Raw genomic sequence first — 21,867 nt, 5'->3', positions numbered from 1 at the left:
CACTGAACGCACAGTCACGTGACAGGTCGAACCACCAGTCACTGAACCAGGAGAGTTTCATGCTGCGCCTTATCGTTCCCACCGCTGCCATTCTGCTGGCGTCGTCCTTCAACGCTCAGGCTGCGTCCCTGAGTGAGCAGAATCTGAACAGAGAGCTGCGAAATGTCGCCGAACAAAGCAGCGTCGGCACGCCACGGGCGATCAACGAAGACATTCTTGACCAAGGCTACACCGCCGAAGGCAACGTGCTGATCAACCACCTGAGCGTGCAGAGCAGCCACGCGCAGAAGATGCGCGAAGATCCGAAAGCGGTGTACTTCCAGCTGGGTGCCTCCGTATGCAGAAACGAAGGGTTTCGCAAGCTGATGAAGAAGGGCGCGGTCATGCGTTACGACTTTACCGAGGTCAAAACCAATCGCCCAGTCGGCTCAGCAAGCTTCCAGGAATCGGATTGCCCGAAAGTCACACCGGCGAAGAAGAAGTAACTATCTGGATTTGGCGCGCCGCTGTTCATCCTCGGCGCGCAGATCTGCCAACAGTGCCTGCAAGTAACGCGAGCGCCGATCTGCTCCCTCCAGTCGTCGGCAGCACTCCTCTTCGAGACTCAAATGATTGGTCTCGGCTGATGACTTCAGCAATCGATACAGTTGCGTATCGATCTCTATTTCCAGAATGACTCTGGCCATGACTCCCGCCTCCTTGCACCTCGCTCTTATGGAGCGATAAATCCTTCTACCGCTTGTACCGTGCGCCCTGCCTTTGACGCAAAGCTGTCGTATGACACCTGTAACTTAGTAAATCAGAGTACAGAACACCCGGCACAAGTTCAGACGGGCGGTGAAATCACTTTGCAAATCATCAATAAGCGGTTGCCATGAAAAAAATTGCGGCGCAATGATCAAGGCAGCGCAAATCACTGTAAGGGTCTAAATTTCAGTGTATCCACGTTAACTTTTCAGGGCAGGAAAGGGGCTGCCCGTTACGCTTGTGTTGTGCGAACGTTTCTTTCATCCAAGGGAAAAACAGAGCCTGTATGGATGACCCGATGACCATTCGGGTCAAGTGGATCGCCCAGGCATGGGCTTGGGCAGACAGCGACACATGAAGTGTCGTGGCGTCGACGAATGCGTTGTCGAAGCCGAGGGTTCTGTGCAGAAGGAGAAGTTGAATGCCTTACCAACCGAATGACCTCCTGAGCCGTCATTTTCAAGAAAGCGGCCACGACCTCATCAGCAAGGTCGAAGAACAACTCAATCTGATTTCACCCAACAGCCCGAACATACCCATCTACCGCGACATGATCCTGACCGTGCTGCGCATGGCCCAGGAAGACCACAATCGCTGGAATGCCAAGATCACCCTTCAAGCCCTGCGCGAACTGGAGCACGCGTTTCGGGTGCTGGAACAGTTCAAGGGCCGACGCAAAGTCACCGTGTTCGGCTCGGCCCGCACACCGATAGAACATCCGCTGTACGCGCTGGCCCGGGAGCTCGGTGCCGCGCTGGCACGCTCGGACATGATGGTCATCACCGGTGCCGGTGGCGGGATCATGGCTGCAGCCCACGAAGGTGCCGGCCTGACACACAGTCTGGGCTTCAACATCACCTTGCCCTTCGAGCAGCACGCCAATCCCACCGTCAACGGCACAACCAACCTGCTGCCCTTCCACTTCTTCTTCACCCGCAAGCTGTTCTTCGTCAAGGAGGCCGATGCACTGGTGCTGTGTCCTGGCGGCTTCGGCACCCTGGATGAAGCGCTGGAGGTGCTGACACTGATCCAGACCGGCAAAAGCCCGCTGGTGCCGGTAGTGCTACTGGACGCGCCGGGTGGCAGGTTCTGGCAAGGGGCGCTGGACTTCATCCACCAGCAACTGGAGGAAAATCGTTATATCCTGCCTACCGACATGAAACTGGTGAGACTGGTCTACAGCGCCGAGGAAGCCGTCGAACACATCAACCAGTTTTACAGCAACTTCCACTCCAGCCGCTGGCTCAAGCATCAGTTCGTGATTCGCATGAACCACAAGCTCAGTGACCGGGCACTCGAACAGATGCAGGAGGCATTCGCGGACCTGTGCCTGAGCGATCATTTTCACCAGCATGCATATAGCGGCGAAGAGCACGATGAAGCGCAGTTCAGCCATTTGGCTCGACTGGCCTTCAACTTCAACGCCCGTGACCATGGCCGGTTGCGAGAGCTGGTGGATTACATCAACCTGCCGGAAAACTGGGCGCAACCCAAGCCTCAGGCACAGCAACGCACGCGGGAACCCTCAAAGGTTACTTGAGGCAAAAAAAACGGCCCGCTATCGAAATAGCGAGCCGTTTCAGTCAATCGTCCATCCCTCGGCCACTGAACAAGCGGCTGATCATTTCCATGGAATATCCCCGATATGCCAGGAACCTGCCTTGCTTGGCGCGTTCCCGTGCTTCTATCGGGAGTTGCCCGGAGAACTTGCGCCGCCAGGTGTCTTCCAGCTGTACCTGCCAGTCGATCCCGCTCTCGCGCAAGGCGAGATCGATATCGCTACGCTGCAGACCGCGCTGGCTCAACTCTTCGCGAATGCGCAAAGGGCCATAACCGGAACGGGAACGGTAGGAAACGAAGCTTTCGAGGTAACGGGATTCGGAGAGCAAGCCCTCTTCTGTCAATCGGTCGAGTGCTACTTCGATCATTTCGGGGAGAGCGCCGCGCTGACGCAGTTTACGCGTCAGCTCGACTCGACCGTGCTCGCGTCGCGCGAGCAGGTCCATTGCGGTTCGCCGCACCGCGACGAGTGTATCGAGTACGGCGGTCGTCATCGGAGCAATCAGATATCAGCGTCAGCCAAATCGTCTTCGGTCTCTTTGACGGCAGAGGCCTTGGAGTCCGCGATCACTGACGGAGTCAGCAACTTGTCACGCAGCTGCTTCTCCAGCGTTGCGGCGATTTCCGGGTTGTCCGCCAGGAACTTGGCTGAGTTGGCCTTGCCCTGACCGATCTTGGTGCCGTTGTAGGCATACCAGGCACCGGATTTCTCGACGAAGCCGTGCAGAACGCCCAGGTCAATCATCTCGCCATTGAGGTAGATGCCCTTGCCATAAAGAATCTGGAACTCTGCCTGACGGAAAGGCGAAGCTACCTTGTTCTTCACAACCTTGACGCGGGTTTCGCTGCCGACGACTTCATCACCTTCTTTCACCGCGCCAGTACGGCGGATGTCCAGACGAACCGATGCGTAGAACTTCAGCGCGTTACCACCAGTGGTGGTTTCCGGGCTGCCGAACATCACACCGATTTTCATACGGATCTGGTTGATGAAGATCACCAGGCAGTTGGCGTTCTTGATGTTACCGGTGATTTTACGCAGCGCCTGGGACATCAATCGGGCTTGCAGGCCCACGTGCATGTCACCCATTTCGCCTTCGATTTCAGCCTTTGGCACCAGAGCCGCCACGGAGTCGACGATGATCACGTCAACCGCGTTGGAACGCACCAGCATGTCGGTGATTTCCAGGGCTTGCTCGCCGGTGTCCGGCTGGGATACCAGCAGGTCGTCGACGTTGACGCCCAGCTTGCCGGCGTATTCAGGGTCAAGGGCGTGTTCGGCATCGACGAATGCGCAGGTCGCGCCGGCTTTTTGAGCCTGGGCGATCACGGACAATGTCAGAGTGGTTTTACCGGAAGACTCAGGACCGTAGATTTCAACAATACGGCCTTTTGGCAGACCGCCAATGCCCAGTGCGATGTCCAGACCCAGAGAGCCAGTGGAGATGGCCGGAATCGCCTGACGGTCCTGATCGCCCATACGCATGACGGCACCCTTGCCGAATTGACGTTCGATCTGACCCAGGGCCGCAGCCAAGGCTTTCTTCTTGTTGTCGTCCATTAAAGTCCTCACGTAATCAATAAGGCCTGACGGCCAACACCTGTATAAGTAGACAGTATTATTCCACAGCGGTTGAGGATCGCCTACCCCTCATTTGCGATTTCTGCCGCGGCATGGCGCAGCAGCCCCTCTAGCGCGGCCTTCACCGTTTGTCGGCGGACCTCGTCGCGGTCACCGGGAAAGTGCTGCAACTCGCTGAACACCCGCTCACCCACGCCCCAGGCCAGCCACACCGTACCTACCGGTTTGCTCGGCGAACCACCGTCCGGCCCAGCCACGCCACTGACCGCCACGGCAAAAAACGCACGACTTTTGTCCTGGGCGCCTCTAGCCATCGCCTCGACCACCTCACGACTGACCGCCCCCACCGTGGTAAACAACTCCACAGGTACATTCAACTGCAGGTTCTTCTGTAGATTGGAGTAAGTGACATAGCCGGCCTCGAACCACGCCGAACTGCCGGGGATACGGGTAATTGCCTCGGCGATCCCGCCACCGGTACAGGACTCCGCCGTGGAGACATGGGCGTTGAGAATCTGCAAGTGCCTGCCAAGGTCAGCGGCCAGCTGGGTGATTACTTTCACGGTCATCTCCTGTTGAGGCGGAATGAGACCTACCGTACACGAGCGCATCACGCTTGCAAGTTACAGGGTCGATCAAGATGTTAGCGGATGATAGGCCTGACAGGCCTGCAGGCAATCCACCCACTGTCGCCCGCATCGGTGATGGCAATAATTCGTGGAGCACCGCTGAAATCAGACCGAAGACCGGCATAACACTGCCCTCGCCCGCGCCCAGAGCTGCAAGCGATCCTGCAGTCCATTCAGACCGCCATTGATGCGACGGGTAATGCTGTTGAACTGATCGCGATCAGCCAGTTCATTGAGACCGTTGCACTCCCAGAACCACGCCGCAGACTCAGCGGCCCACTGCGGTTGCTCCAGCAGTTCAGGCGATTCAAGTAGACGCTCGTCGCCAAACAGCCCGAGGCTGCATTGGCGATAGTTGTGGCGACCAGTTACCTGAATCAGACCCCGACCACGATACCGTTGCCCATCGCCATCAGGCTCCGGCGTGTTGCCCAGACGTGCAGCAAGCGTACCGGTATCATATTTGCTTACGTATTGATCGCTGCCTAGTTCACGAACGTATCGCAACTGCCCCGACTCATGGCCGACCTGCGCGAGGAACGCAGCAATACGCATGGGCGTATTGATGGCGCGGTTCGCCATGGAGTCGTTGAGAACAGAAATGAAAACGCCCGCTTGGGAGCGGGCGTCTGGAAAGATCTTGCGTAACTGCTGCTCGGTAAGATGCATCGCTCACTCCAACAATTAACGGATATAACTCACAGGCTTGGGTCTGCGGCGCAAAGGCCTCCAATGGCTCGACAACCCGGTTCCACCGGAGATTACAGGCCCTATCAGCAAGGGTGGCGTCTTCAATTGTTGCGCAGTGTTATGTCGTCGAACCCAGTGAAAGAATTTCCAGCAACGCTTGCTGTTTGCACGTCATGTCACGCCTCCTTGGGTGATTAGTGAGCGTTGTGTATATGTGTGTACGTGATTCTTATTGAGCCGCTTCGTTGGGCGGTACGAATCAAGAGCATGCATATACGCATAGACAGCCATGCATAAACGCATTTTCATCGCGCAACAAAATGCATCAGCGCATTAAAAGTCCGTGTACGACGACTCTATGGGTTTTTGGCAGGCGAAAAAAACCGCCTGCGGGCGGGTTTTATCTGACACCGAGGGAGGTTAACGGGCGTACATGCCCCACCAGAAGACGTGACCGAGGATGACGATTTGCTCTTCCTGCATTTCCTGGAAGCTGTAGTCCTCATCCGGGTGTTCATCGCGGTTGAAACTGCGCAGACGAATTCCGGTAGGCAGGCGATAAAGTTGTTTAACCCTCAACTGGCCGTTGTGGTTGATTGCATAAAGGTCGCCATCAATGATGTCGCCAATCCCGCATTTGCCGGCATTGACCCCGACCGTGGCACCGTCGCGCAGTACCGGCAACATACTGTTGCCACGCACGGTCACGCATTTTGCCTGGTCGAACTGCACACCGTTATGACGCAAGCTTCGCTTGCCGAAGCGCAGGCTAGAGCGCTCACTCTCTTCGATGACGAATCTTCCTGATCCCGCAGCCAATTCAACCTCGCGAAGAAAGGGGACCGACACCTCGTCGTCATCGACTGGCCTATCGTCGTCCCACAAACTTATGTCCTTGAGTTCCGAATGCGACTCATCACGCCTGGTATTGGCAACCGGCGCGACATCCGCGCGGCCGCGCAACTGATCGGTGCTCACGGCGAAGTACTCGGCGATCTTCGAAATGTGTTTATCCGAAGGATCGACGATCTTCCCGCCGAGAATCCGCGAGAGAGTGGATTGAGGCACGCCGGTGCGACGGTGAAGCTCCGTGGGGGAGATCCCGTGCTGATCGAGCAGCGCTCTCAAGACGGTAGAAACATTGCGTTTTTGCATAACGCGCACAGTGCTTGTTCTCTTTACAGAAAACAAATGCTGATTCGCATAATCAGCATAAACGGGCCACGCGGCGTTCATGCCTGCGTCCGGCAGACCGCCCATGTTAATCTTGCGCCCATCGCGGAAAAGCCGGGCCGATGCCCCACCTTTGTCCCACAACTTTCAACGAGTTTTCCGATCCCCAATGAATAAAGCCGTTTCCGACCTGTCTTCCCACACGCCGATGATGCAGCAGTACTGGCGTCTGAAGAACCAGCACCCAGACCAGTTGATGTTCTATCGCATGGGTGACTTCTACGAGATCTTCTATGAGGACGCGAAGAAGGCCGCCAAGTTGCTGGACATCACTCTCACCGCCCGGGGGCAGTCGGCCGGGCAGGCGATTCCGATGTGCGGGATTCCTTATCACGCCGCCGAAGGTTATCTGGCGAAACTGGTGAAGCTGGGCGAATCGGTGGTGATCTGTGAACAGGTCGGCGACCCGGCCACCAGTAAAGGGCCGGTGGATCGTCAAGTTGTACGGATCATCACGCCGGGTACGGTAAGTGACGAGGCGCTGCTGGATGAACGTCGGGATAACTTGATCGCTGCCGTTCTGGGTGATGAACGCCTGTTCGGCCTGGCGGTGCTGGACATCACCAGCGGCAACTTCAGCGTGCTGGAAATCAAGGGCTGGGAAAACCTGCTGGCGGAACTGGAGCGGGTCAATCCGGTGGAACTGCTGATCCCTGATGACTGGCCCAAAGATCTGCCGGCGGAGAAACGTCGTGGGGTCCGTCGCCGTGCGCCGTGGGATTTCGAGCGCGATTCGGCGCTGAAAAGTCTCTGCCAGCAATTTTCGACCCAGGACCTGAAGGGTTTTGGTTGCGAAAATCTGACCTTGGCCATCGGCGCCGCCGGTTGCCTGCTGGCCTATGCAAAAGAAACCCAGCGCACAGCCCTTCCCCACTTGCGCAGCCTGCGCCATGAACGCCTGGACGATACAGTGGTGCTGGACGGCGCAAGCCGGCGCAACCTGGAACTGGACACCAACCTGGCCGGCGGTCGGGACAACACGCTGCAATCGGTGGTCGACCGCTGCCAGACCGCCATGGGCAGCCGTTTGCTGACCCGTTGGCTGAACCGACCTCTACGCGATCTGAAGATTTTGCTGTCACGCCAGACTTCGATCACCTGCCTGCTCGACGGTTACCGTTTCGAAAAGCTGCAACCGCAACTCAAAGAAATTGGCGACATCGAGCGCATTCTCGCCCGGATCGGCCTGCGCAACGCTCGCCCTCGCGATCTCGCACGCCTGCGCGATGCCCTGGGCGCCCTGCCCGAGCTGCAAGTGGCAATGACCGAGCTTGAGGCCCCGCACCTGCAACAACTGGCGACCACCACCAGCACCTATCCGGAACTGGCCGCGCTGCTGGAAAAAGCCATCGTCGACAACCCGCCCGCAGTCATCCGCGATGGCGGCGTGCTGAAGACCGGCTACGACAGTGAACTCGACGAACTGCAGTCGCTCAGCGAGAACGCGGGGCAGTTCCTGATCGATCTCGAAGCCCGCGAAAAGGCCCGCACCGGTCTGTCACACCTGAAAGTCGGCTATAACCGCATCCACGGGTACTTCATCGAGCTGCCGAGCAAGCAAGCCGAATCGGCGCCGGCCGACTATATCCGCCGTCAGACCCTCAAGGGTGCCGAGCGATTTATCACGCCGGAACTCAAGGCCTTCGAAGACAAGGCGTTGTCGGCCAAGAGCCGTGCCCTGGCTCGAGAGAAGATGCTCTACGAAGCGCTGCTCGAAGACCTCATCGCGCAATTGCCGCCGCTGCAAGACACCGCCGCGGCACTGGCCGAACTCGACGTCTTGAGCAACCTGGCCGAGCGCGCGCTGAACCTCGACTTGAACTGCCCGCGTTTCGTTAGCGAGCCGTGCATGCGTATCAGCCAGGGCCGTCACCCGGTGGTTGAACAAGTACTGACCACGCCGTTCGTGGCCAATGACCTGAGCCTCGATGACAATACGCGCATGCTGGTAATCACCGGTCCGAACATGGGCGGTAAGTCCACCTACATGCGCCAGACCGCGCTGATCGTGCTGCTGGCACATATCGGCAGTTTCGTACCGGCGGCCAGCTGTGAATTGTCGCTGGTCGACCGGATCTTCACTCGGATCGGTTCCAGCGATGACCTGGCAGGCGGGCGCTCAACCTTCATGGTCGAAATGAGCGAAACCGCCAACATCCTGCACAACGCGACCGAGCGCAGCCTGGTGCTGATGGATGAAGTCGGACGCGGCACCAGTACTTTCGACGGATTGTCCCTGGCCTGGGCGGCGGCGGAACGACTGGCGCATTTGCGCGCCTACACACTGTTCGCCACCCACTACTTTGAGCTGACGGTACTGCCGGAAGCCCAACCCCTGGTAGCCAACGTGCACCTCAATGCCACTGAGCACAACGAACGCATCGTGTTCCTGCACCACGTGCTGCCGGGGCCTGCCAGCCAGAGCTACGGCTTGGCGGTGGCGCAGTTGGCCGGTGTGCCAAGTGAAGTGATCGTGCGCGCCCGTGAGCATTTGAGCCGCCTGGAAGACACCGCTCTGCCCCATGAAGTGCCCAAGCCGGCCAAAGGCAAAACGGCCGCGCCACAGCAAAGCGACATGTTCGCCAGCCTGCCGCATCCGGTGCTGGATGAACTGGCCAGGCTTGATCTGGACGACATGACGCCGCGTCGTGCGCTCGAAATGCTCTATACACTAAAGACACGGGTCTAACGCATAGCCTTGCAAGCTGTTAGAATCTCGCGCGGTTTGGGATGCTGCTGGCTATAGCCTGGCCTGCAGACTATCGCTCCCGAACCTTGCGACCCCCACGTGAAGGGGCGCAGCAAGCCGCGCCTGAGGAGAAAATTAGAAATGACCTTCGTCGTCACCGACAACTGCATCAAGTGCAAGTACACCGACTGCGTAGAAGTCTGTCCGGTGGACTGCTTTTACGAAGGCCCGAACTTCCTGGTGATTCACCCGGATGAGTGCATCGACTGCGCACTGTGCGAACCTGAATGCCCTGCCGTGGCCATCTTCTCGGAAGATGAAATCCCTGCAGGCATGGAAAACTTCATCGCATTGAACCTGGAGTTGGCCGAGGTCTGGCCGAACATCACCGAGCGCAAAGATCCTTTGCCCGACTCTGCCGAGTGGGATGGCAAGCCAGGCAAGATCGAACAACTCGAACGCTGATTACCCGCGCGTTCTTGAAAAGGCCCCACAAGGGCCTTTTTGCTTTTCTACAGGCAAAAAAAGGGGCGGTTTGACCCGCCCACATTTTTCCCTATTCCCTGTGTTCCATTTCATCGTCCTGATGAATCGCTTCCTGCGATGTCCTTCCCCTCGTCCTTGAAGGGTGTGTCTGTCCGTCGACACAACCCAGATACTAATGTGATCCTCGCTGAGAGCAACTGCCCTCCCGAGCCAGAACAGCCTGTCACATACTTATAATCTATAAAAATTTAGTTATTTTTCAGTTAGATAGCTATTGTCGCGATAGCCACCGGCAGACTGCCACCCTGTAAAAATAACGAACACTTACGAAAGAGTAAGCTAAGACTTACAGCCCAAGACTACAAACCCGAGAGACATCCGGGTCCCTAATGTAGGAGCGAGCTTGCGAGGGTCGAGAACGGTAACGCGTAAAACGAGATGCCCAGCGGCGCACTTGGTTTTTTCGCGAGCAAGCTCGCTCCTACAGTTTCCATTACTGACCGGCATCAGGTCATGCGGCAGCGTTATAGCGGGCAACAAAAAGCCCCGAATCAGTCGGGGCTTTTTGTTGCTTGCTACACAAGCCTGTTACTGAAACAGCGACTCGCTAGACAGGCCGTTTTTTTCCAGGATCTCCCGAAGACGCTTCAGGCCTTCAACCTGAATCTGTCTGACCCGTTCCCGGGTCAGGCCAATTTCCAGGCCTACGTCTTCAAGGGTGCTGCTCTCGTGACCGCGCAGACCGAAGCGGCGCACAACCACTTCACGCTGCTTGTCGGTCAGCTCCGAGAGCCATTGATCGATGCTCTGAGACAGGTCGTCATCCTGCAACAGTTCGCATGGATCGGTTGGGCGATCGTCGGTAAGGGTGTCCAGCAGGGTTTTATCCGAATCCGGACCCAACGAAACGTCGACCGAAGAAACCCGCTCGTTCAGGCCCAGCATGCGCTTGACCTCTCCCACCGGTTTTTCCAGCAGGTTGGCAATTTCTTCGGGTGAGGGTTCATGGTCGAGTTTTTGCGTCAGCTCCCGTGCGGCCCGCAGATACACGTTGAGCTCTTTGACCACATGGATCGGCAACCGGATGGTCCGGGTCTGATTCATGATCGCACGCTCGATGGTCTGACGAATCCACCAGGTCGCGTAGGTCGAAAAGCGGAAGCCACGCTCAGGATCGAACTTCTCCACCGCCCGGATCAAGCCGAGGTTGCCCTCTTCGATCAGATCGAGCAGCGACAAGCCACGATTGACGTAACGCCGGGCGATTTTCACCACCAGTCGCAGGTTACTTTCAATCATTCGTTTGCGCCCGGCCGGATCGCCACTTTGCGACAGGCGCGCAAAGTGAACTTCTTCTTCGGGGGACAACAGAGGGGAAAAGCCGATTTCATTGAGGTACAGCTGCGTGGCATCGAGCGCCCGCGTGTAGTCAATGTACTTGTGCTGCTTTAACGAAGCGGAGTGTTTGGATTTGGCACGAACGGAAGGTGGAGCCGCCCCTTCTTCATTCGACATCGAATCCGTGTCGATGCTGGTCTCCATCAGGAGAACCTCATCGTCGATGTCAAACTCCGGCACTTCTTTACTGAGAGCCATTGTTATAGTCCTTTGGTGAGTTCGACCTCAAGCTCAAGCGGCGCCTTTATCCTTGGCAACGCTGAAGCCTGTTCCCTCTACGTGACGTGACGGAACAGGCTGGTAGCGATCAACGACGCGGCAGGAATTGCAGCGGATCTACAGGTTTACCTTGGCGGCGAATCTCAAAATGCAGTTTCACCCGGTCTGTACCCGTTGACCCCATTTCGGCAATTGTCTGTCCGACCTTGACCTGCTGCCCCTCCCGAACCAACAGCCTGCGGTTATGTCCGTAGGCACTGACGTAGGTTTCGCTGTGTTTGATGATGACTAATTCGCCGTAGCCCCTTAAGCCACTCCCGGCGTACACCACCGTCCCATCAGACGCAGCTAAAACAGGCTGTCCCAAATCACCCGCGATATCAATTCCTTTATTCAAACTACCGTTTGAAGAGAATTTGCCAATTAAAATGCCATTAGATGGCCACCCCCAGCCGGTCGGGGCTGGGCCCGGAGGAGGCAATGGTGCGGGCTCTGGCTTGTTGGCGACGGACGGTACAACCACTGCCGTACCCGTAGTGGCACCGTCGACCGGACGACGGATAATCGTGGTTTTACTCGAGGAGGATGGTGTGGAATTGGACGAACTCACCACCGCTGTCGGTGTTGAACCGGTGCGACCATCGAAGCGAATCGTCTGACCCGGATGGATCGTGTAGGGCGCAGGAATGTTGTTGCGTGCCGCGAGGGCTTTGTAGTCCCAACCGTACCGGAAGGCGATCGAGAACAGGGTGTCTTTCGGGCGGACGACGTACTGCCCCGTCGTCACTGCCGGGCGCTGGGCGACGGCATTGTTGCGGTCAAGGACGCGAACATCACTGGATTTGTTGCTGGAACAACCGACCAGCAAGGTGCTCATGACAAGGCCAGTCACCAGGCGCTGAAAGCTCGTTTTACCCATACGCTGCGCAATGACTGTGAGACTCACCCGCCGCTCCCTTTTTGATGGCTGAAAATGTGATTTGCCGTGTTCCGGCACGAAATGTCGCAAGTATAACGGGCCGTGAAGGCTTTACCCTTAATGAAGTGAAAAGGCTTCGCGCACACGTTTGCTGCAAGACAAAACAACCCGTTTAACCAATCGACGCCGCTGTAAGACAAAGGCCATCGAAGAGAATTCAGCGCTTTAAAATAAATGCTCAGGCCAGTGGCCCGTTGAGCAATGGAACGAAGCGTACCGCTCCCAAAACACGCCTGGAAAAACCCTGTTCCTCGCGAATGATCAGCATCAATTGTTGCACTTCACCGGACCCGACCGGGATCACCAGACGCCCCCCGGGCGCCAATTGATCGAGCAACGCCTGAGGCACGTCGGTCGCCACCGCCGTCACGATTATGCCGTTGTACGGTGCCAACGCCGGCCAGCCTTCCCATCCATCGCCCCAGCGAAACACCACGTTGCGCAAGTTCAACTCGACCAGGCGTTCCTTGGCCCGGTCCTGCAGCACCTTGATGCGCTCAACCGAAAACACCCGCTCGACCAGTTGCGACAGCACCGCCGTCTGGTAGCCCGAACCCGTGCCGATCTCCATCACCTTGTCCAGAGGACCTGCCTCCAACAGCAACTCGCTCATGCGAGCCACCATATAAGGCTGGGAGATGGTCTGGTTATGTCCGATCGGTAGCGCCGTGTCCTCGTAGGCACGGTGAGCCAGCGCTTCATCGACGAACAGGTGACGCGGTGTGCGGCGGATGACTTCCAGCACCTTGGCGTTGGACACCCCCTCCTCGTACAAACGCTGAATGAGGCGTTCGCGGGTCCGCTGCGAGGTCATGCCGATGCCGCGACGCAGCATATCGTCTTGCTCACGAGACATTAGCGCAGCCCCTCCAGCCAGCCATCGAGACTACTGAAGGCATCATTGAAGGTGCGATCCAGTTGCAATGGAGTAATGGAAACATAGCCCTGCATCACCGCATGAAAGTCGGTGCCCGGGCCGCCGTCTTCAGCGTCCCCCGCCGCAGCGATCCAGTAACCGGCCTTGCCGCGCGGATCGACCACTTTCATTGGTGCTGCCGCGCGGGCGCGATGCCCCAGGCGGGTCAACTGGATACCGCGGATATGATCCAGCGGCAAGTTGGGAATGTTCACGTTGAGTACCGTACGCGGTGGCAGCTCAAGATCAGCGTGGGCTTCGACCAGTTTGCGCGCAAAGTAAGCGGCTGTGGGAAGGTTCTCGACTTGTCGTGAGACCAACGAAAAGGCAAACGAAGGACGCGTCAGGAATCGCCCTTCGAGCGCTGCCGCCACGGTTCCGGAATACAGAACATCATCGCCCAGATTGGCGCCCAGGTTGATCCCCGAAACCACCATGTCCGCTTCACGCTCCAGCAAGCCGTTGAGGCCCAGGTGTACGCAATCGGTTGGAGTACCGTTGACGCTAATAAAGCCGTTGGCCAGCGTCTGCGGGTGCAACGGACGGTCGAGCGTCAACGAGCTGCTGGCGCCACTTTTGTCCTGGTCCGGGGCAATAACCACGCATTCGGTGTAATCCGCCAGCGCAGCATAAAGCGCGGCAAGACCGGGTGCGGTTACCCCATCATCGTTAGAAATCAGAATACGCATGGGCTGTCCGTCTGCCCCACCGGCACCAGATCAACAAGCTCGCGCACCAATACGGTGGCAAAGCATCCGGCCGGCAGGACGAATTCCAGTTGCAGAATGTCAGGCTCGGGATAATGCCACGTCAACCCGGCAATAGGCAGCCGCAGGATTCGACGTTCGTGGCTCATTCCGGCGTTAATCAACCAATCGCGAAGGTCCTCTTCGCGTGCGGCGATTGCCTGCTCCAATTCATGGACAGCGCCCGTGGCCGGCGAGTCACCTTTGCCCCACTGCGGCCCCGTCGGGTGCAGATCGAGAATCGCCAGACGCGGGTCGCTGCACTCCGCCTCACCGGCCGGGAAGAAGCTGCGGCTATCGGTAAACGCCAGCAGGTCACCGACCTGGGCACGCTGCCAGGTGCCGTCAGCGACACGTGCGGCCAACACCTGGTTGAACAGGAAACTGCGGGCGGTCGATAGCAGGCGCGAACGCACATTGCGTTGTTCCGGCAAAGCTTTGCGCGCAGCCCAGGCTCGGGCGTCGATCACGTTGCCGCCGTCATGCCCAAAGCGCTGGGAACCGAAATAGTTAGGGATGCCTTGCTTGGCGATCAACTGCAGGCGCTCGTCGATGGCAGCCTTGTCACCCGCGAACTGCGTCAGGCGCAAAGTGAAGCCGTTGGCCGAATGGGCACCGCGTTGCAGCTTGCGTTTGTGCCGGCTGGTCTTGAGGATTTTCAGCGTGTCGTTTTCCGCCGCGGACAGGTCCGGATCAGCCTTGCCCGGCAGTTGTACGCTGAACCACTGACGGGTCAGCGCCTGACGATCCTTGAGCCCGGCGTAACTGACAGTGCGCAAGGGCACGCCAGCTGCCTTGGCAATCCGCCGCGCGGCGTCTTCCGTATTCAAACCGCGCTTTTCCACCCAGATCCACAGGTGCTCACCGTCGCCGCTCAGGGGAATATCAAGGACTTCGTCAACCTGAAAATCTTCCGCGATGGCTTTCAGTACTGCAGTGCCGAGGGCCTCACCATAGGCCCGTGGGCCAAGCAGTTGCAGTTCGTTCATGCGCGCAGCAACAAGGCAACGGAATGCACGGCAATACCTTCTTCGCGACCGACAAAGCCGAGCTTCTCGGTGGTGGTAGCTTTTACGTTCACTTGATCCAACTCAACTTGAAGATCCGCGGCAATCAGCGCGCGCATCGATTCGATATGCGGGGCCATTTTCGGCGCTTGGGCGACGATGGTGTTATCGACGTTGCCGACCCTCCAGCCTTTGGCGTGAATCAGCGCGACGACATGACGCAACAGCACGCGGCTGTCGGCGCCCTTGAATTGCGGGTCGGTATCCGGAAAGTGCTTGCCGATATCACCCAGCGCAGCGGCGCCGAGCAAGGCATCGCTCAAGGCATGCAGCAGGACGTCACCGTCGGAGTGAGCGAGCAGCCCGAAGCTGTGTGCGATACGCACGCCGCCCAGAGTAATGAAATCGCCTTCAGCGAAACGGTGCACATCATAGCCGTGGCCAATACGCATAAAAAAACGCCCCGATTTTTGTCAGGGCGTGATTCTACCTGCATTAGACGCCTAGAGCGCGCCCGTGATGCTGCAAGTGGTCGTCGATGAAACTGGCGATAAAGAAATAGCTGTGGTCGTAGCCCGGTTGCAGGCGCAACGTCAGCGGATGACCGGCCAGTTTGGCGGCCTGTTGCAGGGCTTCAGGCTTGAGCTGGGTGGCGAGGAAATCGTCACGATCGCCTTGATCCACCAGAAGCGACAACTTTTCGTCGGCCTCGGCAATCAATGCACAGGCATCCCATTCTCGCCATTTCGAGCGGTCCTCGCCCAAGTAACGGGAAAAGGCTTTTTGCCCCCAAGGGCAGTCCATCGGATTGTTGATCGGCGAGAACGCCGACACCGACAGATAACGCCCCGGATTGCGCAAGGCACAGACCAGTGCACCATGGCCACCCATGGAGTGACCGCTGATGCCGCGCTTGTCCGACGCCGGGAAATGGGCTTCAACCAGTGCCGGCAATTCCTGCACGACATAGTCATGCATCCGATAGTGGCGCGACCAAGGTTCCTGCGTGGCATTCAAATAAAAACCAGCGCCGAGGCCGAAGTCCCAGGCACCGTCCGGATCACCCGGCACATCGGCGCCGCGAGGACTGGTGTCCGGCGCGACAATGATCAGCCCCAACTCGGCGGCCATGCGCATGGCCCCTGCTTTCTGCATGAAGTTCTCATCAGTGCAGGTCAGGCCGGACAACCAGTACAGCACCGGCAGTTTGCCGCCCTGCTCCGCTTGCGGCGGCAGGTAAACGGCGAACACCATGTCGCAACCGAGCACGTCGGAGCGGTGTCGATAACGTTTGTGCCAGCCGCCGAAGCTTTTCTGGCAGGAGATATTTTCCAGGCTCATGGCGGACCTCAGAAATGAATGACTGAGCGGATGCTTTTTCCTTCATGCATCAGGTCGAACGCCTTGTTGATATCTTCCAGGCCCATGGTGTGGGTGATGAAAGTATCCAGCGGGATTTCACCGGTTTCGGCCATTTCCACGTAGCTTGGCAACTCGGTACGGCCGCGCACGCCACCAAACGCCGAACCGCGCCAGACGCGACCGGTGACCAACTGGAACGGACGGGTGGCAATTTCCTGGCCGGCACCGGCTACGCCGATGATGACCGACTCCCCCCAACCTTTGTGGCAGCACTCAAGTGCGGCACGCATCAATTGCACGTTGCCGATGCACTCGAAGGAAAAGTCGACGCCGCCGTCGGTCATGTCGACGATGACTTCCTGGATCGGACGATCGAAATCTTTCGGGTTCACGCAATCGGTTGCACCCAGTTGCCTGGCGATTTCGAATTTGGCCGGGTTGATGTCGATGGCGATGATGCGGGCAGCCTTGGCTTTGACTGCGCCGATGACGGCCGACAGACCTATGCCGCCGAGGCCGAAAATGGCCACGGTGTCACCCGGTTTCACCTTGGCGGTGTTGAGCACCGCACCGATACCGGTGGTCACACCGCAACCCAACAGACAGACTTTTTCCAGCGGCGCTTCCTTGGCAATTTTTGCGACGGAAATTTCCGGCAGCACGGTGTACTCGGAGAAGGTCGAGGTACCCATGTAGTGGAAAATCGGTTGACCCTTGTAGGAAAAACGCGAAGTGCCGTCCGGCATCAAACCTTTGCCCTGAGTCGCGCGAATCGCCTGACAGAGGTTGGTTTTGCCCGACAGACAGAATTTGCACTGACGGCATTCCGGTGTGTACAGCGGAATCACATGGTCGCCCACCGCGACAGAAGTCACGCCCTCGCCGATCGCTTCAACAATCGCCCCGCCTTCGTGCCCGAGGATCGATGGAAAAATGCCTTCCGGGTCAGCACCGGACAGGGTGTAGGCATCGGTATGGCAAACCCCGGAGGCCACCACGCGCAGCAACACTTCACCGGCCTTGGGCATGGCGACATCGACTTCAACGATCTCCAGAGGTTTCTTGGCCTCGAAGGCAACGGCGGCGCGCGACTTGATCATGGTGGTTCTCCAGTGAATAAAAACGAGACTGAGAGTGTAATACAGCGACTTACAGTGAATAATCCGGACGAAAGCAAAACATTATTGCTGTACAGGGATAATCCTTGATGTCTGAAAACCGCTGGGAAGGTATCGACGAGTTCATCGCCGTTGCCGAATGCAGTCAATTCACAGCTGCCGCCGAACGCCTTGGGGTTTCGTCCTCCCACATCAGTCGACAAATCGTACGTCTCGAAGAGCGTTTACAAACCCGCCTGCTTTATCGCAGTACCCGGCGGGTCACCCTGACCGAGGCCGGGCAAACCTTTCTGCAACATTGCCAACGCTTGCAGGATGGTCGCGAAGAGGCATTGCGAGCGGTCGGCGACTTGACCACTGAACCCAAGGGCATGCTGCGCATGACCTGCGCCGTAGCTTACGGCGAACGTTTTATCGTGCCGTTGGTGACACGTTTATGGGACTTTACCCTCAACTGAGGATCGACATTGAACTGAGCAATCGCCAACTGGATCTGGTGCATGAAGGCCTGGACCTGGCGATCCGTCTGGGACGTCTGCAGGATTCGCGATTGGTCGCAACACGCCTGGCGCCGCGACGCATGTATCTTTGCGCATCGCCTTCCTACCTGGAACGGTATGGTCGCCCACACAGCCTGTCGGAACTGAGCAGGCACAACTGCCTCATCGGTAGTTCGGATCTCTGGCAACTGGAACAGAACGGGCGGGAATTTTCACAGCGAGTGCAGGGAAACTGGCGCTGCAATAGCGGGCAAGCGGTGCTGGACGCGGCGCTACAGGGCGTCGGATTGTGCCAGTTACCGGATTACTACGTGTTGGAGCATCTGAAAAACGGCGCGTTGATTTCACTGCTGGAAGCACATCAACCACCCAATACTGCCGTTTGGGCGCTGTATCCACAGCAGCGGCATTTGTCGCCGAAGGTGCGCAAGCTGGTGGATTACCTGAAGGTAGGGTTGGCAGAGAGGCCGGAGTATCAGGTTTGAAAGCAAAAGATCGCAGCCTTCGGCAGCTCCTACATTGGAATGCAACCTACTGTAGGAGCTGCCGAAGGCTGCGATCTTTTAGCGGCGGTTAGCCCAACGCTGCCTCAACCACTCAAGATCCTCGGGGCGAGTGACCTTGAGGTTGTCGGATCGACCTTCAATCAAACGTGGAGGCTGGCCAGCCCATTCCATGGCCGAGGCCTCGTCGGTGATGACAACGTCGGCGACAAGGCTATCAGCCAACGCTCGATGCAACGCACCAAGACGAAACATCTGTGGCGTATAAGCCTGCCAGATCACGCTACGATCCACGGTTTCGACGACGCGACCGTGTTTGTCGACCCGCTTGAGCGTATCCCGCGCTGGAACCGCCAGCAGCCCACCCACCGGATCATCCGCCAGCTCAGCCAGCAAGTTATCCAGATCGTCACGACTGAGATTCGGTCGCGCGGCATCGTGAACCAGTACCCAATCTTCATCGCCGGCGCCTAGCGCGTGCAAATGCAGCAACGCATTGAGCACCGACCCGGAACGCTCGGCCCCACCCTCGACCCGGGCAATACGCGGATCGCTGGCACACGCAAGGTTTGGCCAATAAGGATCATCAACAGCAAGACTGACCACTATGCCTTTAAGGCAAGGATGATCAAGGAAACAGCCAAGGCTGTGTTCGAGAATAGTGCGCCCGCCCAGTTGCAAGTATTGCTTGGGACGGTCCGCGGCCATACGGGCACCGACGCCCGCGGCAGGAATCACGGCCCAGAAGGCCGGGAGAGACAGGTTCATTGTGCCAACTGGTAAAGGGTTTCACCGTCCTTGACCATGCCCAACTCATGGCGAGCCCGTTCTTCAACGGTCTCCATACCCTTCTTCAACTCGCTGACTTCAGCGTCCATCACCCGATTGCGCTCCAGCAATATCTGGTTCTCGGCCTGCTGATCCGCGATCTGCTGAGTCAGCTCGGCAACTTGCGCCAGACTGCCATTACCTACCCACAGGCGGTACTGCAGGCCAGCCAGCAGCAGGAGCAAGACGAGGAACAACCAATTGGGACTGCGCATCGAATATCAGGTATCCAGTGAAAAAAGACAGCCATACCAAAACATAAAGCTACTGATAGCACGAAGCCTGGAAGAACCAGGCTTGTGCTTATAAGGCATCAGATTAGTGGCAAAAGCGTCGCTGTAGGCGATTTTTCCGACACAATCCGGTGTCTTTTTATCAGCTAACGATCAACCGCGGAATTCGCTGCGACCGTTGTACTTGGCTTTGCCGTTCAACTGCTCTTCGATACGCAGCAGTTGGTTGTACTTGGAAACGCGGTCGGAACGGCACAGGGAACCGGTCTTGATCTGACCAGCCGAGGTGCCCACGGCCAGGTCGGCAATGGTCGAATCTTCGGTTTCGCCCGAACGGTGCGAGATCACGGCGGTGTAACCGGCGGCCTTGGCCATCTGGATGGCTTCCAGGGTTTCGGTCAAGGTCCCGATCTGGTTGAACTTGATCAGGATCGAGTTGGCGATCTTTTTATCGATGCCTTCTTTCAGGATCTTGGTGTTGGTCACAAACAGGTCGTCGCCTACTAGCTGAACCTTCTCGCCGATCTTGTCGGTGAGGATTTTCCAGCCAGCCCAGTCGGACTCATCCAGGCCATCTTCGATGGAGATGATCGGGTAACGCTCGGTCAGGCCTTTCAGGTAATCGGCGAAACCTTCAGCGGTGAACACCTGGCCTTCGCCGGACAGGTTGTACTTGCCGTCTTCGTAGAATTCACTGGCAGCGCAGTCCAGTGCCAGGGTCACATCGGTGCCCAGCTTGTAACCGGCGTTGGCCACGGCTTCGGAGATCACCTTCAAAGCATCTTCGTTGGAAGCCAGGTTCGGCGCGAAACCACCTTCGTCACCAACGGCAGTGCTCAGGCCACGGGCCTTCAGCACAGCTTTGAGGTGATGGAAATCTCGGTACCCATGCGCAGACCTTCCGAGAAAGACTTGGCGCCAACCGGCTGAACCATGAATTCCTGGATGTCGACGTTGTTATCGGCGTGCTCGCCACCGTTGATAATGTTCATCATCGGAACCGGCATCGAGTAAACACCCGGTGTGCCGTTCAGGTTGGCGATGTGAGCGTACAGCGGCAGGTCCTGGTCCTGTGCTGCTGCCTTGGCCGCAGCCAGGGAAACGGCGAGGATCGCGTTTGCACCCAGGGAACCTTTGTTTTCAGTACCGTCCAGCTTGATCATCGCCAGGTCCAGCGCTTTCTGATCGCTTGGATCTGTACCCTTCAACAGGTCGCGGATCGGACCGTTGATGTTGGCTACGGCTTTGAGTACACCCTTGCCCAGGTAACGGCTCTTGTCGCCATCACGCAGCTCGAGCGCTTCACGCGAGCCAGTGGAAGCACCGGACGGCGCGCAGGCACTGCCGATGATGCCGTTATCGAGAAGCACATCCGCTTCCACGGTGGGATTGCCACGGGAGTCGAGAACTTCACGACCTTTGATGTCGACGATTTTAGCCATTGTTGTAAACACTCCAAAGTTGACGAAAACGCTTTGTACCGCTCGATTTATAACTTGTGGGTCATATTGCTTTTTGTAGGAGCCGGCTTGCTGGCGAAGGCGTCCTTTCGGGCCCCTTCGCTGGCAAGCCAGCTCCTACAGTGTTCGCCGATGTTAAGCGGTTTCCACGACAGGAAAACTCTTCACCAGTTCGTCCAGAGCTTTGAGCTGGGCCAGGAATGGCTCCAGTTTGTCCAGACGCAAGGCGCAAGGGCCGTCGCATTTGGCATTGTCCGGGTCCGGGTGTGCTTCGAGGAACAGACCTGCCAGTGACTGGCTGATCCCGGCTTTCGCCAGATCGAGGACCTGAGCACGACGACCGCCGGCCGAATCGGAGCGACCGCCAGGCATTTGCAGGGCGTGGGTTACGTCGAAGAATACCGGGTACTCGAACTGCTTCATGATGCCGAAGCCAAGCATGTCGACGACCAGGTTGTTGTAACCGAAGCTTGAACCACGCTCGCAGAGGATCAACTGATCGTTACCCGCTTCCACGCACTTGTTCAGGATGTGTTTCATTTCCTGAGGCGCGAGGAACTGGGCTTTCTTGATGTTGATCACCGCACCGGTCTTGGCCATCGCGACCACCAGGTCGGTCTGGCGCGACAGGAAGGCCGGCAGCTGAATGATGTCGCAGACTTCAGCGACGACCGCGGCCTGATCAGGCTCGTGGACGTCGGTGATGATCGGCACGCCGAAGGCTTGCTTGATGTCCTGGAAAATCCGCATGCCTTCTTCCAGGCCAGGGCCACGGTAAGAAGTCACGGAGGATCGGTTGGCCTTGTCGAAGCTGGCCTTGAACACGTAAGGGATACCCAGTTTCTGGGTAACCTTTACGTACTCTTCGCAGACCTGCATCGCCATGTCGCGGCTTTCCAGCACGTTCATGCCACCGAACAGCACCATCGGCTTGTCGTTGGCAATCTCGATATCACCAACGCGGATGATCTTCTGAGCCATC

21 protein-coding genes and 2 pseudogenes are annotated in these 21,867 nt (G+C 57.7%); 5 read left to right on the top strand and 18 right to left on the bottom strand.

Annotation, left to right across the window (positions count from 1 at the left end):
- The first annotated feature begins 59 nt into the window (after positions 1 to 59).
- Positions 60 to 485, top strand: coding sequence for a PA3611 family quorum-sensing-regulated virulence factor (locus CES87_RS20520; RefSeq protein ID WP_128607546.1), 426 nt, complete (start codon positions 60 to 62; stop codon positions 483 to 485).
- Here CES87_RS20520 and CES87_RS20515 read toward each other — a convergent pair whose 3' ends face one another.
- Entirely contained in the window at positions 486 to 686 is a 201-nt protein-coding gene (locus CES87_RS20515; RefSeq protein ID WP_128607545.1) for a hypothetical protein, read from the bottom strand.
- A gap of 482 nt (positions 687 to 1,168) precedes the next feature.
- Between CES87_RS20515 and CES87_RS20510 the strand changes: the two genes are divergently transcribed.
- Positions 1,169 to 2,287 carry a TIGR00730 family Rossman fold protein gene (locus CES87_RS20510; protein ID WP_128607544.1) on the top strand — a complete coding sequence of 373 codons (1,119 nt, stop codon included), beginning with the start codon at positions 1,169 to 1,171 and terminating at the stop codon, positions 2,285 to 2,287.
- 43 nt (positions 2,288 to 2,330) lie between these two features.
- Here CES87_RS20510 and recX read toward each other — a convergent pair whose 3' ends face one another.
- The 5 genes from recX to CES87_RS20485 form a co-directional block, all read right to left on the bottom strand.
- Positions 2,331 to 2,801, bottom strand: a complete 471-nt coding sequence (gene recX / locus CES87_RS20505) for a recombination regulator RecX (protein WP_128607543.1) — start codon at positions 2,799 to 2,801, stop codon at positions 2,331 to 2,333.
- Between the two features lie 8 nt (positions 2,802 to 2,809).
- Positions 2,810 to 3,868 carry a recombinase RecA gene (recA, locus tag CES87_RS20500; protein ID WP_128607542.1) on the bottom strand — a complete coding sequence of 353 codons (1,059 nt, stop codon included), beginning with the start codon at positions 3,866 to 3,868 and terminating at the stop codon, positions 2,810 to 2,812.
- A gap of 83 nt (positions 3,869 to 3,951) precedes the next feature.
- Positions 3,952 to 4,452, bottom strand: coding sequence for a CinA family protein (locus tag CES87_RS20495; RefSeq protein ID WP_128607541.1), 501 nt, complete (start codon positions 4,450 to 4,452; stop codon positions 3,952 to 3,954).
- A 171-nt stretch (positions 4,453 to 4,623) separates the two neighbouring features.
- Complete coding sequence (locus CES87_RS20490; RefSeq protein WP_128607540.1) at positions 4,624 to 5,187, bottom strand: glycoside hydrolase family 19 protein; 564 nt, start codon at positions 5,185 to 5,187, stop codon at positions 4,624 to 4,626.
- A gap of 441 nt (positions 5,188 to 5,628) precedes the next feature.
- Complete coding sequence (locus CES87_RS20485) at positions 5,629 to 6,363, bottom strand: XRE family transcriptional regulator (protein WP_128607632.1); 735 nt, start codon at positions 6,361 to 6,363, stop codon at positions 5,629 to 5,631.
- 187 nt (positions 6,364 to 6,550) lie between these two features.
- Here CES87_RS20485 and mutS point away from each other — a divergent pair, with 187 nt between their 5' ends.
- Together mutS and fdxA are read left to right on the top strand one after the other, a co-directional pair.
- The gene (mutS, locus tag CES87_RS20480) at positions 6,551 to 9,130 is read left to right on the top strand and encodes a DNA mismatch repair protein MutS (protein ID WP_128607539.1); all 2,580 of its coding nucleotides are present in this window, start codon (positions 6,551 to 6,553) and stop codon (positions 9,128 to 9,130) included.
- A 141-nt stretch (positions 9,131 to 9,271) separates the two neighbouring features.
- The gene (fdxA, locus tag CES87_RS20475) at positions 9,272 to 9,595 is read left to right on the top strand and encodes a ferredoxin FdxA (protein WP_128607538.1); all 324 of its coding nucleotides are present in this window, start codon (positions 9,272 to 9,274) and stop codon (positions 9,593 to 9,595) included.
- Positions 9,596 to 10,204: 609 nt separating this feature from the next.
- On the opposite strand, the gene rpoS is transcribed toward fdxA, so the two are convergent.
- The 8 genes from rpoS to CES87_RS20435 all read right to left on the bottom strand — a co-directional run bounded on the left by rpoS (position 10,205) and on the right by CES87_RS20435 (position 17,343).
- Positions 10,205 to 11,212 (bottom strand): RNA polymerase sigma factor RpoS, encoded by a 1,008-nt coding sequence (gene rpoS, locus CES87_RS20470; protein ID WP_128607537.1) that lies wholly within the window; start codon positions 11,210 to 11,212, stop codon positions 10,205 to 10,207.
- 109 nt (positions 11,213 to 11,321) lie between these two features.
- Positions 11,322 to 12,179, bottom strand: a complete 858-nt coding sequence (locus CES87_RS20465) for a peptidoglycan DD-metalloendopeptidase family protein (protein WP_128607536.1) — start codon at positions 12,177 to 12,179, stop codon at positions 11,322 to 11,324.
- A gap of 211 nt (positions 12,180 to 12,390) precedes the next feature.
- Positions 12,391 to 13,026: a protein-L-isoaspartate(D-aspartate) O-methyltransferase gene (locus tag CES87_RS20460; protein WP_172901226.1), complete on the bottom strand. Its 636-nt coding sequence runs from the start codon at positions 13,024 to 13,026 to the stop codon at positions 12,391 to 12,393.
- A 41-nt stretch (positions 13,027 to 13,067) separates the two neighbouring features.
- A complete protein-coding gene (surE, locus tag CES87_RS20455; protein WP_128607535.1) occupies positions 13,068 to 13,817 on the bottom strand; it encodes a 5'/3'-nucleotidase SurE in 750 nt (249 codons plus the stop codon).
- On the bottom strand, positions 13,805 to 14,863 hold the full coding sequence (gene truD, locus CES87_RS20450) for a tRNA pseudouridine(13) synthase TruD (protein WP_128607534.1): 1,059 nt from the start codon (positions 14,861 to 14,863) through the stop codon (positions 13,805 to 13,807). The genes surE and truD overlap by 13 nt, the downstream gene beginning before the upstream one ends.
- Positions 14,860 to 15,333, bottom strand: a complete 474-nt coding sequence (gene ispF / locus CES87_RS20445; protein WP_128607533.1) for a 2-C-methyl-D-erythritol 2,4-cyclodiphosphate synthase — start codon at positions 15,331 to 15,333, stop codon at positions 14,860 to 14,862. The genes truD and ispF overlap by 4 nt, the downstream gene beginning before the upstream one ends.
- A 43-nt stretch (positions 15,334 to 15,376) precedes the next feature.
- Complete coding sequence (gene fghA, locus CES87_RS20440; protein WP_128607532.1) at positions 15,377 to 16,222, bottom strand: S-formylglutathione hydrolase; 846 nt, start codon at positions 16,220 to 16,222, stop codon at positions 15,377 to 15,379.
- Positions 16,223 to 16,230: 8 nt separating this feature from the next.
- Positions 16,231 to 17,343, bottom strand: coding sequence for an S-(hydroxymethyl)glutathione dehydrogenase/class III alcohol dehydrogenase (locus CES87_RS20435; RefSeq protein WP_128607531.1), 1,113 nt, complete (start codon positions 17,341 to 17,343; stop codon positions 16,231 to 16,233).
- Between the two features lie 107 nt (positions 17,344 to 17,450).
- Here CES87_RS20435 and CES87_RS20430 point away from each other — a divergent pair.
- Positions 17,451 to 18,346 (top strand): annotated as a pseudogene (locus CES87_RS20430) (LysR substrate-binding domain-containing protein).
- A 78-nt stretch (positions 18,347 to 18,424) separates the two neighbouring features.
- Here the strand turns inward: CES87_RS20430 and ispD are convergent.
- From ispD to kdsA, 4 genes and pseudogenes are all read right to left on the bottom strand, one after another.
- Entirely contained in the window at positions 18,425 to 19,132 is a 708-nt protein-coding gene (gene ispD / locus CES87_RS20425; RefSeq protein WP_128607530.1) for a 2-C-methyl-D-erythritol 4-phosphate cytidylyltransferase, read from the bottom strand.
- The gene (gene ftsB, locus CES87_RS20420) at positions 19,129 to 19,407 is read right to left on the bottom strand and encodes a cell division protein FtsB (protein WP_095058905.1); all 279 of its coding nucleotides are present in this window, start codon (positions 19,405 to 19,407) and stop codon (positions 19,129 to 19,131) included. Before ftsB ends, ispD begins: the two co-directional genes overlap by 4 nt.
- Before the next feature lie 171 nt (positions 19,408 to 19,578).
- Positions 19,579 to 20,867, bottom strand: a pseudogene (eno, locus tag CES87_RS20415) (phosphopyruvate hydratase).
- Positions 20,868 to 21,020: 153 nt separating this feature from the next.
- Complete coding sequence (gene kdsA, locus CES87_RS20410) at positions 21,021 to 21,866, bottom strand: 3-deoxy-8-phosphooctulonate synthase (RefSeq protein WP_128607529.1); 846 nt, start codon at positions 21,864 to 21,866, stop codon at positions 21,021 to 21,023.
- Position 21,867 lies beyond the last annotated feature (1 nt).

It is taken from the genome of Pseudomonas sp. ERMR1:02 (assembly GCF_002277815.1).
In the GTDB taxonomy this organism is placed as follows: domain Bacteria; phylum Pseudomonadota; class Gammaproteobacteria; order Pseudomonadales; family Pseudomonadaceae; genus Aquipseudomonas.
The sequence above is the reverse complement of the archived record's forward strand: the minus strand, read 5'-3'. Positions and strand labels throughout refer to the sequence as shown.